Raw genomic sequence first — 17,774 nt, 5'->3', positions numbered from 1 at the left:
ATTAATATTTATAATTGGTTAATTAACTGTTGTAAAAGTTTGGAAAGCAACACCCCTATCTCTTAAAACTAAGGTATCGGTAGTAGAAACACTAAAGTCGGTAGCATCAATGCTGTAATTTAAATACAATGCATCGCGATCTTTATCTCCCCAGCTTTTCTTTTCACCTCTTTTAACAAACTTACCTGATCCTGTGGCTGTGAATCCTGTTGCACCTGGAGAAACTGTAAAGTTTCCATTATCATCAAAAGTTAATAGTAAATTCAAGGTTACATTAGCTCCACCAACGCCTCTATAAGTTACAGGGAACTCGGCTTGCTTCAATCCTCTTGTATTTATTGAATTAATTTGATCTTTTTCAACAAATTGTTGACGTCTAACGATTGTCTGCGTTAGAGCGGTATTACCATTTTTACCTACCATTACATCTTTACCTCTTCTTAAGTAAACACCAGTCCATGGATTGATATACTTAATTGCATAAAGCGTATAATTTTTAGATGATAGTATAGAATCGGCTTTTTGTACACCGGTCATTCTTACAGGGATTACATATGTTGTTCTTGCTGATAAAGGATCTGCAAAAAAAGCATCTGTAAGTTGAACTGTAACCCCTCCTATTAAACTACCTCTTGGTATCACAATATTACTAGCCGAAAGACTATAATAGTTAGCTGGCATTGCTCTAATTAAGCCTCCTATCGGTGATCCAAAAGACAAACCTTGAGCTAAGCTATTATCCACAGTAATGTCAATATTAATATTATCATCATTATTATAAACGCCACCTGTTGTAGCCATAATTTGACACTTAAACTCGTTATCTAACGTAGTATCAAAAATATCCTCGCCCAAAGTGATTGTTCTAATTGGAGTTTGATAAGCAAAGTAAACAGATTGAACTTTATAATCAGGAAAAGCCCATTCTCCATTCTTACATGATGTAAGAACAGCAAGTAAAAAGATGGATATATTTAAAATTTTTTTCATGTTTTGCGTTTTTGACTTTATTGTAATTCAAGAAAGATAAATTATTGCCATCCTGCGTTTTGTTTTAAAGTACTAAACTTTAAAGTTTCATCAAAAGGAATTGGTCCAAATCTCATAAAATCTTGATAATTTCTAATTTCAACATCTATAATTGTATGAATATTATTAGTAATACTTACGCCTTTAGCTGTTTCTGTTAAAGGAGCATTCCAACGTCTTAAATCCCAAAAACGGAAACCTTCAAAACATAATTCTAGACGCCTTTCATTTCTTATTAAAGCTCTCATTAACTCTTTATCTCCTTTAATAGACTCTAAGTAAGCGTCATTATTAGATAAACCAACGCCTGCTCTTTGTCTGATTGCTTTTATAACATCATAAGCAGAGTAAGTTGCATTTGGCGACATACCTAATGGTCCATAAGCTTCATTTGCTGCTTCAGCGTAAGCCAAATACATTTCAGTATATCTTATGTGTGGTTTGTAATGCTTTTGGTTATTAATAGAAAGTGGATTTCTGCTTACATCTTGTCTCAATAGTTTTTTCATGTAATAACCAGTACGAGTTGAAGTAGCATCTCTGTTTAATGCATCAAGTGTTGTACCATCAGCAGCTGTATTAATAACAGATGATGAAGGACCTGCTGTACCACCATTAAATAAAATAAATCTTGCTAAACGAGGATCTCTATTTGCATACTGAGAAGCGGCGTTGAAACCACTTAAAGGTGAAGAAATAGGATAACCATTTATAGCAGGAAAAGCATCTACTAAATTTTGTGTGGGATTAAGTCGGCCTTGTCCATTTAATGATGGTGGATAATGTGCCAACTCTAAATCACTATTAGAGCTTATGTTATTTCTCCAAAGGATTTCTCTAGGATTTGCGCCTGAACCAAGTGCATCAATCTCAGCCCTATTATCGTACCAAGTAACACCATTTGGTGCGATACCAGATAAACCTCCGTTTCTATTCAGCACCTCCGCAGTATAAGTTGCTGCATCAGCCCAAGTTGTAGTGTTTCCAGCTGCGAACGCAGGGCTAGCTGCAACAAGAGCTGCTTTAGCTCTAATAGCTTTAGCAATTCTACCAGTCATTAATAGTTTAAAAAGTTTACCAAAAACTCTATTATAAGTTTCGGTATTAGTACCAGCGTATTTTGTAGGTATTGCAGATGGACTACTGATATCTTCATAATCTAATGGTAACAACTCTTCAGCTTTATCCAAATCAGCATAAATTTGCTTCATACATTCCTCAAAAGTTGATCTTGGTATGTTAAAATTAGATGATGGCGTTTCAGGAGTGGTTAAAATTGGAAAACCATAAAGTTGTCCATCTACCCAGCCTGCATGTGCTTGTAAAAGGCTAAACATAAAGTATGCTCTTACACCATAAGCTTCACCTTTCATTCTATCAGCAAACATTCTATTTAAAATAGGATCCTTGGTATCGAAAGTAACTTTATCTACCTCTGCTAAAAACAAGTTAAGATATTGAATACCTGCTCTTGTGTTCTGCCATTGATCTAATGGATTAAAATTTGATGCCCACTGGCCAGTTGCTATTCTACGAAACCCGTTTCCTACATCGTTAGAAACTGCATCATCGGTTGCAACATCAGTAAAGTTCCAAAAGTTAGAAGGCAGTCTTGTATATCCATTCATTAGGAAACCTTGCGCAAGAATTGGCTCAGTATAAATATTCTCGAAACTGCCATTATTTTGAGGCTCTGGCTCTGTAAATTTTTCACAGCTCGAGAAGGTTAATAAAAATCCTATAAATAATATTATTCTATTCATGGTTATAACTATTAATATTTTAATTAAAATGAGGCTTTAACACCTAAATTATACAATCTTGTTTGCGGTGTACCACCTAAATTTAACTCTAACAATTCTCTCTCTTGTGATACTGTTAAAAGGTTAAATCCAGTCAAATAAAAATCTAAACCATTGAAAACTTTACTTTTCATTACGTTATTAGTAAGTCTGTAAGTAATTTGAACTTTAGAAAGATCGAATCTATCAGTACTGTACATCCAAAAATCTGAAGCCCTGTTGTTGTTGTCTCCATTTAAAGTGGTTAATCTTGGGAATGTTGCGGTACTAGCGGTTTCAGGAGTCCAACGGTTTCTAACTTCAACAGAATACTTCTCTTCACCATTTACCCAGAAATAGTTACTTTGAGCCGCGTTACCAAAACCTTTCATACCATTTGCTCCAAATCTTGCTGTAGCAAGTACAAAAACTGTAAAGTTTTTCCAGTTTGCAGATAGGTTTAGACCTGTTGTTAAAGGAGCGCCAGAAAAACCTCCACGCCCTAAGTAGACCTCATCTTGGTTATTAATTAATCCATCGTTATTTAAGTCGATATATTTAATATCACCTGGTTTTACATCACCAAAAGCAGGTTTTGGAGCGCCATTGCCAGCATTTGCAGCCGCAGCTTCCTCAGAGGTATTATAGAAACCATTACTTCTTAAACCCCATATTCCGTCAAGTGGTCTTCCTTGTCTTAATAAATTATTATTTGCTACAATTTCAGCTCTTTTTGTTGCTTTACTGCTTTGGAAAGTTGTAAAACTACCAGCTGACCAGTTTACCTGACCAATGCGTTTATTAAATCTTAAGCTTAAATCAAAACCTGTTCTTAAATCGTTGTTGTAATTAACAAAAGGAATGAATGATGAATTTGGAAAACCTGTAGTGAAATAATTTGGAAATAATACATTTGCTTGAATAGGAATACCTGTCATGGTGCTTCTAAAGAAATTACCACTGAAACTTAATGTATTATTAAAAATAGAACCTTGAAGGCCAAGAGTTATTTCTTCTCTTCTTGCCATTTTTAAATCAAGATTTTCACCACGTCTTGAGTCTGTGGTTCTAACCAATACACCGTCATTCCAAGAGTGCCAGGTACCGTCACTTTGTGTATAAATGGCTTCATATAAAAAGTAGTCGTTAATGTTTAAATCTGTGTATAAAATACCAGCAGAGGCGGTAATTCTTAAATTATCTAGGAATGATACATCTTTAAGAAAAGATTCCTCACTGATTTCCCATCCCAATGAACCTGCTGTAGATAATTCATTTTGATTTTTACCAAATAACCTTGGAGAATTTACTCTAGAACCGGTAAGCTCTATGAAATATTTACGATTGTAATTATAACCTAATGAAAGACCGGTATTTGCATTAGTAACTTTTTGATAAACTTGAGAAACTGATTGAGTGAAACCTCCACCCATTAATATACCGGTTACGTTATGTTTTTCGCTAAAAGTTCTGTTGTAGTTAAGTTGCCCTGACAAAGAAAGTGTTTGTCTGTAATAACTATCAGCGATTACTTCGTTACCTGTTTTGGTATCTAATCCAAGACGATTTAAGCTCGCAATTGTTGAAGTACCTGAAAATGAAGTCCAAGTAGGTTCAAAAGTTGAATAACCGTTTCTGTAGCCTTGATTGTAACTACTAGAATAATCAATACCTAAGTTAGAATCGAAAGTTAAACCTTTAGTAATTCCTTTTAAATCTGCGCCTATTCCAGTTGTAAATTGAAATTGACGAGCATTAAAGTTATTTGTCCCACCAGCGTAAACGGCAGCAATCGGATTTGTTTGATCTAGTGTTCTTCCTCCTAAAATAAATTTACCATCAATAATATTTTGGCTACTATTAACTAAATTCAACGAGGTTTCGTCAGTAGGATCTATCCTAGATATCGGAATTAAAGGTGTAAATCTATCTGGACGAATACTTGCTGCACCACCCCAATAATCAGTATTAACACCCTTTGAAGTATAAAAAACTGCACTAGCATTTATTCTGGCCTTAAGAATATTGTTTAACTTCATGTTAACATTACCACGAATATTGAAACGATCAGCTGTATTATTTTTGGCAGCTTCGCCAAAATCTAATAATGAGCCTGTAGAATTAAAACCCATATTAGTATAATATCTTGCCTTTTCGTTTCCGCCTGAAATCTCTGCAGTTACATCATATCTAGCATAACTACTTTTAAGGTATTCTGAAGAATAGAAGTCAACGCTTGGATAACGAATAGGATCAATTCCAGAGTGATTGTAAATATCCTCATCTGTATATAATCTAGTTAAACCATCATTAACTCTTGCCTCGTTATAAAGTGCCCTGTACTCAGAAGAACCTAAATAACCAGGATAGCTTTTTGGGACATGCAAACCAGCGTTAGAGCGAATACTAATACTTTGTCCATTTTCTGAACCAGTTTTAGTAGTCACCAAAATTACACCGTTGGCCCCTCTACTTCCGTAAAGTGCAACTGCTGCTGCGCTCTTCAGAAAAGTAACTTGGTCAATTTCAGTAGGCATAATATCGGTAATATCTCGAGGTACACCGTCAATCAATACTAAAGATTGACTCATACCCCAGATACCATTTCCATTAAAGCCTTCTGCAAATGCTTCTAAATTCTCGAAACCGAAAGTGCCATAGTTATTTTCGAACATTTTAGCAAAATCAACATTTGAAACGCCTGGAGGGACATCCTCTGGAGCTACTGTGTTAAATGCTATAGGCGTTAATTTACTTTCAGGTATTAAAATAATTTCGTTAACTCCCTTTGAAGCAGTTACTGTCTTAATACCATAGCCAAAAGCGTTAATCGTTAAAATAGATTCAGGCTTTGTTTCTATAATGAACGAACCCGTTTTATCTGAGGCCGTTCTTATCTTGTTTACCTTATCAATAATATTAGCTCCAATTATTGGTAGTCCATTATTGTCTTTTATAACTGCCTTAATGGTGATGTTAGCGCTATCTTGAGCAATAGCGATACCAGTAATCAAGGTTAGTAAGACGCACACAAAAAGTGCAATTCTTGAATATCTCATCATTTGTTTATGTTATCTAGTTTGAATAAAATGAGTATTACCAACCCGGATTTTGTGAAAACTGTGGATAAATATTTACATCGGCTCTTTTTAATGGTAGCCAATAGTGCTTTTGAGTAAACTGACGTTGTAAAATAACACGCTCTCTGTAGTTTACTACTCTATTCAATTTCGGATCTAAAGCTGTGTTTAGGGGAGCGGCTCTATCAAATTCTGCAGCAGTTTTTAAAGTATAAGGCTGCTCAATTAACAATAACCATCTTCTTAAATCATTAAATCTGTGGCCTTCAAAAGATAATTCGACAGCTCTTTCACGTCTTACTTCTTTCATAAACTCAACTGGATCACCTATAAACTGTGCCGCAACATGTCCAACTCCTGCTCTATCTCTTATTACGTTAATCGCATCAACAGCTGATTTACTAAACGAAGGATCTTTAGCATTAGCAGAATTATATCCTGCAGTGATTGCTTCAGCATACATTAAATAAATATCAGCTAAACGCATATAAGGTAACTTGATATTTAAATTTTGACCATATGCATAACCTTGATCAAATCTGTTAGAAGTTCTTGGAGTGAATTTGTATAATAAATACCCTGTTCTACTTCCAGATCTTTCATCTCGAAAACTACCGCCTGTAAATAAGTTTGTATACCTGTTAGACTCTAAATTTGCAGGCATTGTACCTTGAACAATTTTTTGTCCGTCAAAAACAATATCGTTATAGAAACGCGGATCACGGTTTCTCCATGGATATTGTGGATCGTAACCTGATACAGGATCAGCTTGTGATGTATTTGGAATTGGCAAACCATTAGCCATTCCGTAATAAGCAACATAATTAGCAGTTGGAGAGAAAACAATATTATCACCTTCTATAATTGATGGTGTATATTGCTTTGCAGTACCATAAGTTGAGCTATGTGCTCCCCAATATGGACCTCTAAAGATTGCTTCAGTTCCACCAGGAATTAACCATTGTTGACCAAATGTGTAAAAATTAGTGTAATATCTCTCAAAAGGAATTAATTTGTGAGGAGCTTGACCGCTTTCAGTTAAGTTTAACAATTCAGCAAATGCTGCTGCAGCTTTTTTGCTATACTCTACATCATAAGCTTTAACACCTTTAGATTCAAAATTCATCAAAGGACTTGCTGCCCATAAATAATTTTTACCTAAATAGCCTAAGGCCATTATTTTATTTATTCTTAATTCATTTTTCCCTAATGTTCTTCTACCTACAGTTGTGTTATCCCAATTTATTGGTAATAAATCAGCTGCTTCTCTTAAATCTTTGGCAACTTTATCTGCAGCTTCTTGATATTTTAATCTTGGTGCGTTAAATACTTGATCAGCTGGTATAACGGTATCAATGTAAGGTAGACCACCAAAATATTGGATTAACATAAAATGAAACCATCCTCTAAAGAATAGTAATTGACCTTTGATTAGATTACGCTCTTCATCTGTAGCATTCTTTAATAAATCTATATTAGCTAAACCAACATTTACTTTTCTGATACCATACCATGCTAAAGGATATAATCCTTTGGTAAATCTATCATCATTTGTATTAGCGCCGTTATTATCCATAAATCCTGCACCCCATCCGTCAAACTCTCTTTGCCAGCCCCAAAAATCACCATTGTCAACTTTCACTACAAAGTGAAAAGTGTTAGCTGTTGTTTGAATTTCATCTTCGCCCCAGTTCCAGCTATTGGTCCAGTAACGGTTGGTGAAATCAGGAATACAATTGTATAATTCCTCTGTATACCCTTGGAAATTTGTAAAATCTTTGAATGCGATTTCTTCTGAAACTATTGATTCAGGTTCTCTGTCTAAATATTCTTTACAAGAAACGACTACAAGCATTATAACACCTAGTGCTAAAATTGTTGCGGTTTTTTTAAATATTTTCATAAAAAATTATTTTTAAAAAGTAATATTAGTACCAAAATTATAACGTCTCACTGTTGGATAAGCGCCTTGTGCAGCCCATCCTTGGCCTCCTGGACCTTGGAAGTTTCCTTCACGATCATCAGGCATTTTTGTCCAAACAGCTAGATTATTTCCGTTAACAAAAACTCTCACACGAGACATACCTATTTTTTAACCCACTTTTGATCGAAAGTATAAGCGATTTCAGCATTTTTTAATCGGAGGTATGAACCATCAAACATATATCGGCTACCAACATTGTATGGGCTTGGTGTAGAAGACCATCTTGGCATAGGTACATCTGCATTCTGGTTGTTAACAGACCAATACGAACCTTCTTCATAAGCAACAGGGTTCTGAGAACTAAATGTTCCTAAAACAACTTGTCTGGTTACGTTATTAACACCATAAAATTGAGTGAATGCACTAAATCTTTTCCATTCGAAACCAATAGTTGCATTGTAAGTGTTTTCAGGGGCACCCGAGAAACCATAAGGAATATTATCATTTGCATTAATAATGCCATCAGCATTATAATCAATAATATGGTAGTTACCCGGTATTTTTTGGTTATCGTTTACATCATGAATGGTACTTGCATAAAGCTCGTCCCAATTGTTATAATAACCGGCGTCTACGAATGAATAAGCTTGGAAAATTTGCTTCCCTATTGGTTTTGCATATAAATCTAATAACTGAGGTACATCCGCATCAATTACTTCGTTTTTGGCCCTAGTGAAGTTAATATTTGACCATAAACGTAAATTCTTATTTATTGATTTACTAAGTCTGATATCAAATTCGTAACCTCTGGAGGTAACTCTACCCACGTTAGCTACTGGAGCAACTGCACCAAAGTATGAAGGTACTGCTCTATTTCCGCCGGCACTTAAAATGTCTGAACGATCATCTTGGAAGAAATCTATACTACCACTAATTAAATTCTTAAAAAATCCGAATTCAACACCAATATTCTTTTTAACAACTCTTTCCCATCTCACGTTAGGATTTCCAACACCAGTTTGTCTGTACCAACTGTAAGGACTTTGTTCGGCAGCCTCACCTGTGTTACCTAATCTTGTTCTGCCTCCAAATGCCCACTCTGATAAGTATGCGAAACGAGGTGCCCCACTATCATCACCAATTTGACCATAAGAGCCTCTAATCTTTAATAAGTCAATTTGATTTACAGACTTTAAAAAATTCTCTTCTGAAATAACCCATCCTAGACCACCTGATGAGAAAAACTCAAAACGATAATCTGGACCAAATTTTTCTGACCCGTTATAGGCTCCATTATACTCAGCTGTGTATTTACCTTTATAGTTATAAGTAGTTCTGAAAACCCAATCCTCACGATAAGAAGGAATTACTGTTCCAGTAGCAAATTGATCACGACTCCATAATCCCATCGCTGTTATGTTGTGCTTTGCCGCGATTGTTGTAGCATAGTTTAACTGGAATTGAGAAAACATTCTTCTGTAGGTAGCATTGTTATCAACTTGACCTGCACTGCTTCTCCATCTAACACTTTCTCTAAATTCTAATTGCGTATTAATGTCTTTGTCTTCTCTAAAAATTACAGCACCCGTTTCTGGATTAATCCATTTACGTTGTACGTTGTTATTTGCATCATTAATACCACGAGAGTTTTCAATAAATGTATTATCTAATGATATTGTACCTCTAGCATTTAAACCTTTTAGTAAAAAACCTAAATTTTGTTCTACAGTAAAATCGGTTGTGATACGAGAAGTAGTTAAATTTTGAATACCACTTGTAGATAATATTTGTGCAGAGTTTAAACCCATTTGTTCGTTGGGGCTATAATAGCCCCATGCACCATCACTATATTGTGGAACATATAATGCAGGAGAGGTAGAATAAGCCGCTGTCCATGTGTTGTAAGGATTTACGTTAATCCATGGTCTTTCAGAAACACCTCTTGAACCATAAACGTTTGCTTTAAAAACCGTGGATGATGTAATTTGAAAATCTAAATTGCTACGAACATTTAATCTATTAAAGCCATAACCTGCACTGTAACCTCTATTGTTTTCAAACCTTCTGAATAAATCTGCTTCATCTAAGAAATCTACAGAAGTGAAATATTTGACTAATGATGTTCCGCCGCTTACGTTTAAGCTAGCGTTTTGTGACATGGCATTATCTCTGAATAGAACGTTCACCCAATCCACATTCGGATAGCGCTCAGCTTCTTCTAAGTTTGCAGGGGTTCTATACTTTTGCATGATTTCCATGGGCATTATAGATGCCCATGCATCCGGTCTCAAGGCTAATTCATATTCAATGGCGTTATTTCTAACATTGAACATATCGTAAGAATCAAGCTTGCCAGGAAGTTTGGAAACATCTTTTAGCACAGTGTTTAAAGATGCTCTTATCTCTGCTTTACCTATTTTACCTCTTTTTGTAGTAATTAATATTACACCATTGGCACCTTTAACTCCGAAAACTGCAGTTGCAGAAGCATCCTTTAAAACAGTTACCGACTCTACAGAAGTGATATCAATATTATTGATGGATCTTTCAACACCATCCACTAACACAAGAGGACCTGCGTTATTCCAAGTACTACGACCACGGATTAAAATTTGAGGATCTTCTTCACCAGGCATACCGCTACTTGCTGTTGTAATTACACCCGGTAAATTACCAGTTAAAGCAGCACCTAAACTAGATACACCTCCTGTTCGCTCTAAAACTTCACTGGTTGTTTGGGTAATAGCACCAACAACATTAGGTTTCTTTTGAATTCCATAACCTACAACCACTACCTCTTTAAGGCTTGCAGCATCATCCTTCATAGTTACATTAACGATACTCTTACCTTTAACATTTATTTCCTGACTAATCATCCCAATAAATGAATAGGTTAGAATTTGGTTATCAGCAGGTAACTCAATTGAATAGAGTCCATTGATATCAGAAAATGCTCTTATGGTTGTTCCTTTAACTGTTACCGTTACTCCTATTAAGGGAGAATTAAGTACATCCACTATTTTACCAGTTACTTTTTGTTTGGTTTGTGCTGATACAGAACCAATCCCAATTAACAAGATCAATATAGGAATGTAGATTTTTAATAATTTATGACTTGGGCTGATTAACTTTTGCCAGAAAGTCAATGATTTGTTAATGTTTTTTTCCATTATTATAAATTAAAAAGAATAGTAATTCTTATTAAAAGCTATAGCTTAGTCTTGATTGAATAAATATTGAATTAATAAAAATTCGCGATTTTGAAATAGCCCGTTTCATTAATGGATGGAGTACTTTTTTCTTCATTTGATTTATTTGGTTAATAATTGATTAGGTTTTAATCTTATTTAAAAAATATCATGAAAATAATTTCATGAAAATTTACTGCTAAGTTGAATTTTTCATAAAGTTTGGTTTTAGGTTTATTTGGCAAAATTTAGAATCTGCCGTTTATAATTCAGTTAACCTAATGTACAGGTATACTTATGTTAACAGTAGTACAATTGTATAAAATAATGATAGTTTTGTTCAAAAAACATAAAACTATGAAATACAGTAATTTAACTCGATAATTTTAAAAAAATTATCTCATAAAGGTAATATTGGATAGTAAATAGCTGCTGAATACAATTTAAATTATTCAATTAATAATCGCTCCTAAGAGTATCAATAGCTTATTGATTAGTAAAATTGCTTTTACTTAATCAATATGTGCTATGTAAATGATTTAAATTAGATTGTGCAAAAAGTGTAGACGATTTGATAATTGAGTTTTATTTAAGAGTTGCCTTTGTTTCTCTTGAGATTTATAAACTCTGATGGCAGCATATTATATTTAGTCTTAAACGCTCTAGCAAAATAGTTTGGTGTAGAAAACCCTACAGCATAACATATCTGAGCAACATTTAAATCACTCTTTTCTAATAAATTAGCCGCCTTCTTCAATTTAATAGATCTAATAAACTCTACAGGTGTTTCTCCAGTCATCTCCAAAATTTTGGTATAAAGCGACCCCCTGCTCATGCCAATATAACTGCTTAATTCTTCAACAGAAAGTTTAGGGTTTGTTAAATTAGACTCTATAAAATGGAGTACTTTATTCATTAATTTTTCATTTTCAGACTCTACCTCAATTTCTTTTACAGTAACATTCATTTGTTTACTATAAGTATTCTTAAGGTGTTCTTTCATAGTTAACAAATTGCGAATTTTAAATTGTAGAATTTCGAAATTAAATGGTTTGTTTAAATAATCATTTGCGCCAGTTTCTAAACCTAACATCTGACTTTCTTCACCTGTTATTGCAGTTAATAGTATTACTGGAATGTGCTTAGTCCTTTTGTCTAACTTAATTTTACGACAAAATTCTATTCCAGTAACTTGAGGCATATTAATATCAGAAACTACCAATTGTGGATGGCTAGAAAGTACTTTTTGCCATCCATCTTTTCCGTTTTCTGCTTCAATAATAGTGTATTGTTCCTTTAAATTCTCTTTTAAATAATGTCTAAAATCTTCATTATCATCAACAATTAAAACACTGGGTTTTACTTCGTTTTTTAAGGCTTTTTCTACTATGATTTCTAATTCAGTCTCTTCGTTTGTTAACTTAATATCTTGGTTTGTATCTAATTTATATTTTGCTGATTCTATATTTTTAATTTTTTCAAAAGGGAAATAGATTATAAAGGTAGAACCTTCGCCTTTTATGCTCTCCACCTCAATTGCCCCTCCATGCATTTTAACAAACTCTTTAGCAATAGACAGTCCTATTCCACTGCCTTGATTAAGAATAGCCGGATTTGATTCATTTTGAAAAAATCTCTCAAAAATTTTCTCTTTTGCATTCTCGTCAATCCCAATACCAGTATCAATAATGGTTATTTTTAAACCTTCTTTACGTTTTGCATTTTCAATTTTGAAAATAATTTCGCCCCCTTCTAAGGTAAATTTAAAAGCATTGGATAATAAATTAAAAAATATACGTTCAATTTTGTTATGATCAAAAGTTGTATAATAACTGCTAATTTCACTTTGAAAATCAAAATTAATTCCTTTTTGTTCAGCTAAATCTTTAAAAGATTCGGCAACTTCTTTGCAAAAAGATATAAAATCCCCCTCAGTGGTATTTAGTTTATTTTCGTTAGAACTAATGTTTCGAAAATCTAATAATTGATTTACTAAATTCAACAGTCTTCTAGCGTTTCTCATTACCATATTTAGTTGCTGGTACTTTGGAGAATTTGTTTCTTGTTGAATAAGCTGAGCTATTGGCCCTATAATTAATGATATTGGTGTTCTAAATTCATGACTGATATTTGTAAGAAATTTTATTTTCATTTCATCAAACTCATGAATTCTTTCAGACTCAAGTCTTTCTTGCTCAATTAAGCTTTGAATTTGTATTCTCTCTTGCTCTAAGGCAAATTTTGATTTTAACTTTTGTATACCTCTATGCCTAATGTAAAACAAAACAGATACGACAATAAACAAGTAAAGTATAAACGCATATATTGTTCTCCAAAATGGAGGGTTTACCACAATTTTAATTTCTGTAATTGGCGTAGTCCAGTCTCCAGCATCACTGCTAGCTTTAACTTTAAAAATATATGTTCCTGGATCTAAATTAGTATAAATAGCTGTTTGACTTTGCCCAATATAGTTCCACTCTTTATCAAATTTTTCTAACTTATATGAGTAACGATTTTCCTGTGGAGAAGAGTAATTTAGAGCAACAAAACTTAATAAAAAGTTTTGCTTAAAATCCAAATTGATTTCATTAGCAACGGAAATATGATTTTGTATTGGTGAGTCTTCCCCTGGTCTTACACTTAAATTATTGATTTTTAAATCTGTAAGTATTACCTTTTGCTGATTTTTATTAGAGCTTATTAATTTAGGGTTGAAGTAATTAAATCCATCTGTACCACCAAAAAATATTCTTCCATCATCTAATTTTAAACCTGCTCCTATTACAAATGGACTACGTTGAACTCCATTATTGTAGGAATAATTCTTAAATTTTTTTGTAAAAGTATCAAAGCTACTTATTCCTTTATTAGTACTCAACCATATTTTACCATAAGAATCTTCAATAATTTTATAAACAACCCCATTAGCTAAGCCTTGCTCTTCAGAAAATGAGGTCATATTCCCGGTTTCTATGTCATAATGCGTTAACCCTCCGCCAGCAGAAGCTATCCAAACTTTACCATCCACAGCAACATAAATAGAGTATATATTATCATTAGGTAATTTGGTATTTGTTTTACTTATTAACTTAGATTTGCCTGTTATGGGATTGTAAACAGCTATACCACTGCCATTTGTTCCAATCCAAATATTTCCTTCTTTATCTTCTGCAAGTGCTCTTATAAAACCATTTACAGGTAATTTATATTTACCAACCTTCTTAGATGAGTAATTTACAAACTCATTTTTTTGCAAGTTATAACAATCAACTCCTTGTCCGTTTGTGCCTATCCATATGTTACCTTTACTATCACGCTTTAAACAGAAGATATTATTATTACTCAAGGATTGAGAGTTGTTACCCTCCTTTATTTGCTTAAGCTTACCCGTTTTTGTATTTAAAATATAAATCCCATTTAAATAAGTCCCAATCCAAAGATTATCTCCATCATTTTCCATTGCTAGGATAGAAAGATTTTTATCCTCGCTAGGATTATCAGCTACAGTAATGTGTTTAAAAGATCCATTATCTGCCTGGTAAAGATTTAAACCTCCACCATCTGTACCAATAAAAATGCTGTTTTTCGTATGCTTTGCAAAAGATGTTACAACTGGTGCACTTAAGCCATAAACATCAAAATAATTGCTTTGTCTTAAATTAAAGAAAGCAAGGTTTTTGTCATATTTATTAATGCCGCCTCTAAATGTAGCTATCCAGAAAATTCCTTGATTATCTAAAAAAATCTCTTTTACAGATTTCCCTACTAAACCATATTTGTTTCTACTATTTTTTGCTACTCTTTCTACTTTTTTTGTAATTGGATTAACGATGTTTAATCCATCCTCAGTACCTACCCATAATTTACCATCAGAGGCGGAAGCTAAAGTATATACGATGTTATTGCTGAGTGAATTAATATTCTTAGGATTATTTTTATAGTTAATAAACTTTTTAGTGTTTCTAACCCACATACTTAAACCACCATCCGTTGCAAACCAGATATTTCCAAATAAATCTTCTGCAATTTGATTAATATAATCACTCGCTATACTTTCGGGGTTTGAATTATGGAAAAATTTCTCTAATTCCTGTTTTTTGGAGTTATAGGAGTACAAACCTGTATTTGTACCTATCCAAATTCTGTTTTTAGAGTCTTTAAAGATGTGTAAAACCCCTTTCGCTAGTAAATTTATATCTCCTTTATTTTTTAATGAAAGCTGTGTTAGTGTATTTTTTTCTTTATTAAAAATAATCAAACCAGAATAATGAGCTACCCAAATATTATTGTTGTAAGAACATACTGATGTTACTGTAAAATCTTTAGTTGAAGTAATATTTTTAAAAGTATCTGTATTCCTATCGTACAATACCAAACCAGAACCTGTACATATCCAAAGATTTGCTTTTTCATCTTCATACAAATACAAAATCTCATTAGATGATATACTCTCATTATCATCAGCTTTATGCCTATAAACTGTAAAATGCTCTCCATCAAACTTATTTAATCCATCATCAGTCCCAAACCACATAAAACCATATTTATCTTTCAGTATAGTGTTTACCAAATTAGATGATAATCCATCTTTACTGCTAATGTTTAAAAAATTTAAATCAAGTTGCTGACCATTACTTTTTGTAACAAAAAGCAATATCCATGAAGCTATAAAAAAACATTTTAACAACTTAATCTTCATTATGACTAATATTATTTAGCACTAATCTTTATTAATTAGTGATGATTTATAATAGGTTTTAAAAAATTAGCTATATAAGTTAGCTAATAAAGCTTTTTTTTGAGAGCTTAGGTTTAAGAGGAAATATATCCAATTTTTAATATACTAATTCTTTTAATTGTAAGCTATAATGATAAATTAAATATTATACAATTATTTGTTATAAAAAGATAATCAATTAAGTTTTGGAAAAGCATCATTTGATGCAGTTGCATATAAACCAATTAAACAGCCAGTAAATCCGCCAGCCATATTTGTTGAAAGTATATCTCCAGAAACTACTGTTCCAGAATTAATCCAATTGATATTATCAACAGAGTAACTAAATTGATATTGATCTCCTTTTGCACTTACTTTAAGATTTACTACTCCCTTTGCGCTAATTTTTTCACTGCTTAATATGATAGATTTTCCTTTTTCAGTTCTTTGAAGCACTAAGTATCTATCTTTTCCATTTGTAGTAATTCCAAATACATAATTAAATTTTTCGTTTTGTAAACAAACAATTCCAGCTAGATTTTTTTCTGATTGAGGTTTAAAATCTACTGTGGTAGAAAAAGAAAAAGTATTATGTTGTTGACGATAAAACAATGTTGAAGTAGGTTTTAACTCGTTAACATTGGTTTCAAAAGGTTTAATTAGCAATCCTTTTTTTGTTAATGTGATAAAATCTTCTCTAGGACCTCTTAAACCAATCCATCTAAAATCTAAGGAGCTTCCAGTAAAGTTTTCATTATAGGTGAAGTTACCATTTGGAAAAAATTCCTTACTTGCTGTTTTATTCTCAACACTTTGTGGAGTTTTTAATTTGGGTTCCATTGGAACAAGTCCATTTTCAAATACAGGAAAATCTCCCGACCAATCAACCGGTAAAATAAAAGTTTCTCTACCAATATTAACTCGGTCTTTTTCATTTGGTCTAATTCCTAAAAATACGCCATAGTATTTGTTATCTGGACCTAAAACTAAATCAGCATGCCCAGCCCAATCTACTTTATTTTTACGGTCTCTTGGTAAATATCTTTGGCTTAAAATTGGATTACTTCCGGCTGGTATAAATGGGCCTTTAGGGCTATTACTTACAAAAACAACTTCACTATGCCAACCACCTGTCCCCCCTTCTGCACACATTAAAAAGTAACGACCATCTTTTTTATACAAATGAGGTGCTTCTATCCAGATTGGTTTTTTTGATAAATCAACTCCACCATTTACAATCATTTTATCAGAACCGGGAACAACTTGATCTTTTTCTACATCATAATCCCAAACTTTAATCACTCTATGACCATTATATAGCTCCTGTCCTTTAGCCGGTGCATCATTATGCACAACATAACCTTTCCCATCATCATCAAAGAAAATAGAGGGATCAATTCCATCAAATCTTAATTTAATTGGATCGCTCCATCCTTTCATAGGATCTTTAGTTTTTACTACAAAATTCCCTAAACCACCCGCAAAAGCAGTGGTAATCATATAAAAAGTATCATTATTTTTATTGTAAGTAATTCCTGGAGCATAAACCCCCATACTTATCCCGGTATCGTGAACGTCTAACTGTGAAACTCTGTCTAAAACATGACCAATTTGTTTCCAGTTTACTAAATCTTTTGAATGAAAAATAGGCACTCCTGGAAACATTGCAAATGACGATACTACCAAGTAATAATCATCGCCTTTACGTGTAATCGCCGGATCAGGATAGCAACCTTGCAAAATTGGATTATAAAACTCGCCTGGTTTAAGCGGGTTATCTTTATAAATTTGATCATCTCCTTGATAGGTTGCTTGCGTAAAAATAGGAGCATTTTCTGATTTAGATTGACTAAAGGCAGCTGTACTAAGCAAAGCTAGCGATAATGCAATCATCCATTTTTTTTGTTTCATATTGTTATATTTTATTAGGTATTCTTAAGCTTTATTTTAATGATTTGGTATTTTACTGGTGCTTTTAATCCCTTTAAAAGGATTATTAATAACTTTTTTAAGTTTAGTCCTATCAGCCAGAAACTTGGCTAACATCATTTT

At 33.1% G+C, this 17,774-nt stretch carries 8 protein-coding genes and 1 pseudogene; all 9 read right to left on the bottom strand.

Annotation, left to right across the window (positions count from 1 at the left end):
• Positions 1-18 precede the first annotated feature (18 nt).
• A complete protein-coding gene (locus tag FYC62_RS01165) occupies positions 19-990 on the bottom strand; it encodes a DUF5627 domain-containing protein (RefSeq protein ID WP_149073627.1) in 972 nt (323 codons plus the stop codon).
• A 41-nt stretch (positions 991-1,031) separates the two neighbouring features.
• Positions 1,032-2,792, bottom strand: a complete 1,761-nt coding sequence (locus FYC62_RS01160) for a RagB/SusD family nutrient uptake outer membrane protein (protein ID WP_149073626.1) — start codon at positions 2,790-2,792, stop codon at positions 1,032-1,034.
• A gap of 23 nt (positions 2,793-2,815) precedes the next feature.
• Positions 2,816-5,872 (bottom strand): SusC/RagA family TonB-linked outer membrane protein, encoded by a 3,057-nt coding sequence (locus FYC62_RS01155; protein ID WP_205943752.1) that lies wholly within the window; start codon positions 5,870-5,872, stop codon positions 2,816-2,818.
• Between the two features lie 34 nt (positions 5,873-5,906).
• Complete coding sequence (locus FYC62_RS01150) at positions 5,907-7,793, bottom strand: RagB/SusD family nutrient uptake outer membrane protein (RefSeq protein ID WP_149073625.1); 1,887 nt, start codon at positions 7,791-7,793, stop codon at positions 5,907-5,909.
• Between the two features lie 12 nt (positions 7,794-7,805).
• Positions 7,806-7,973, bottom strand: a complete 168-nt coding sequence (locus FYC62_RS17175) for a hypothetical protein (protein ID WP_205943751.1) — start codon at positions 7,971-7,973, stop codon at positions 7,806-7,808.
• Positions 7,974-7,975: 2 nt separating this feature from the next.
• The gene (locus FYC62_RS01145) at positions 7,976-10,891 is read right to left on the bottom strand and encodes a SusC/RagA family TonB-linked outer membrane protein (protein ID WP_205943750.1); all 2,916 of its coding nucleotides are present in this window, start codon (positions 10,889-10,891) and stop codon (positions 7,976-7,978) included.
• 700 nt (positions 10,892-11,591) lie between these two features.
• Positions 11,592-15,428, bottom strand: a complete 3,837-nt coding sequence (locus tag FYC62_RS01140; RefSeq protein WP_240534777.1) for a hybrid sensor histidine kinase/response regulator transcription factor — start codon at positions 15,426-15,428, stop codon at positions 11,592-11,594.
• A gap of 99 nt (positions 15,429-15,527) precedes the next feature.
• Positions 15,528-15,704 (bottom strand): annotated as a pseudogene (locus FYC62_RS18090) (two-component regulator propeller domain-containing protein); the annotation flags it as partial.
• Between the two features lie 213 nt (positions 15,705-15,917).
• Positions 15,918-17,633, bottom strand: coding sequence for a glycoside hydrolase family 43 protein (locus FYC62_RS01135; protein WP_149073623.1), 1,716 nt, complete (start codon positions 17,631-17,633; stop codon positions 15,918-15,920).
• Positions 17,634-17,774: the final 141 nt, after the last annotated feature.

The sequence above is a fragment of the Pedobacter aquae genome (assembly GCF_008195825.1).
Classification (GTDB): Bacteria; Bacteroidota; Bacteroidia; order Sphingobacteriales; family Sphingobacteriaceae; genus Pseudopedobacter; species Pseudopedobacter aquae.
Note: the sequence above shows the minus strand (reverse complement) of the source record. Positions and strands in the feature narration are given on the sequence as shown.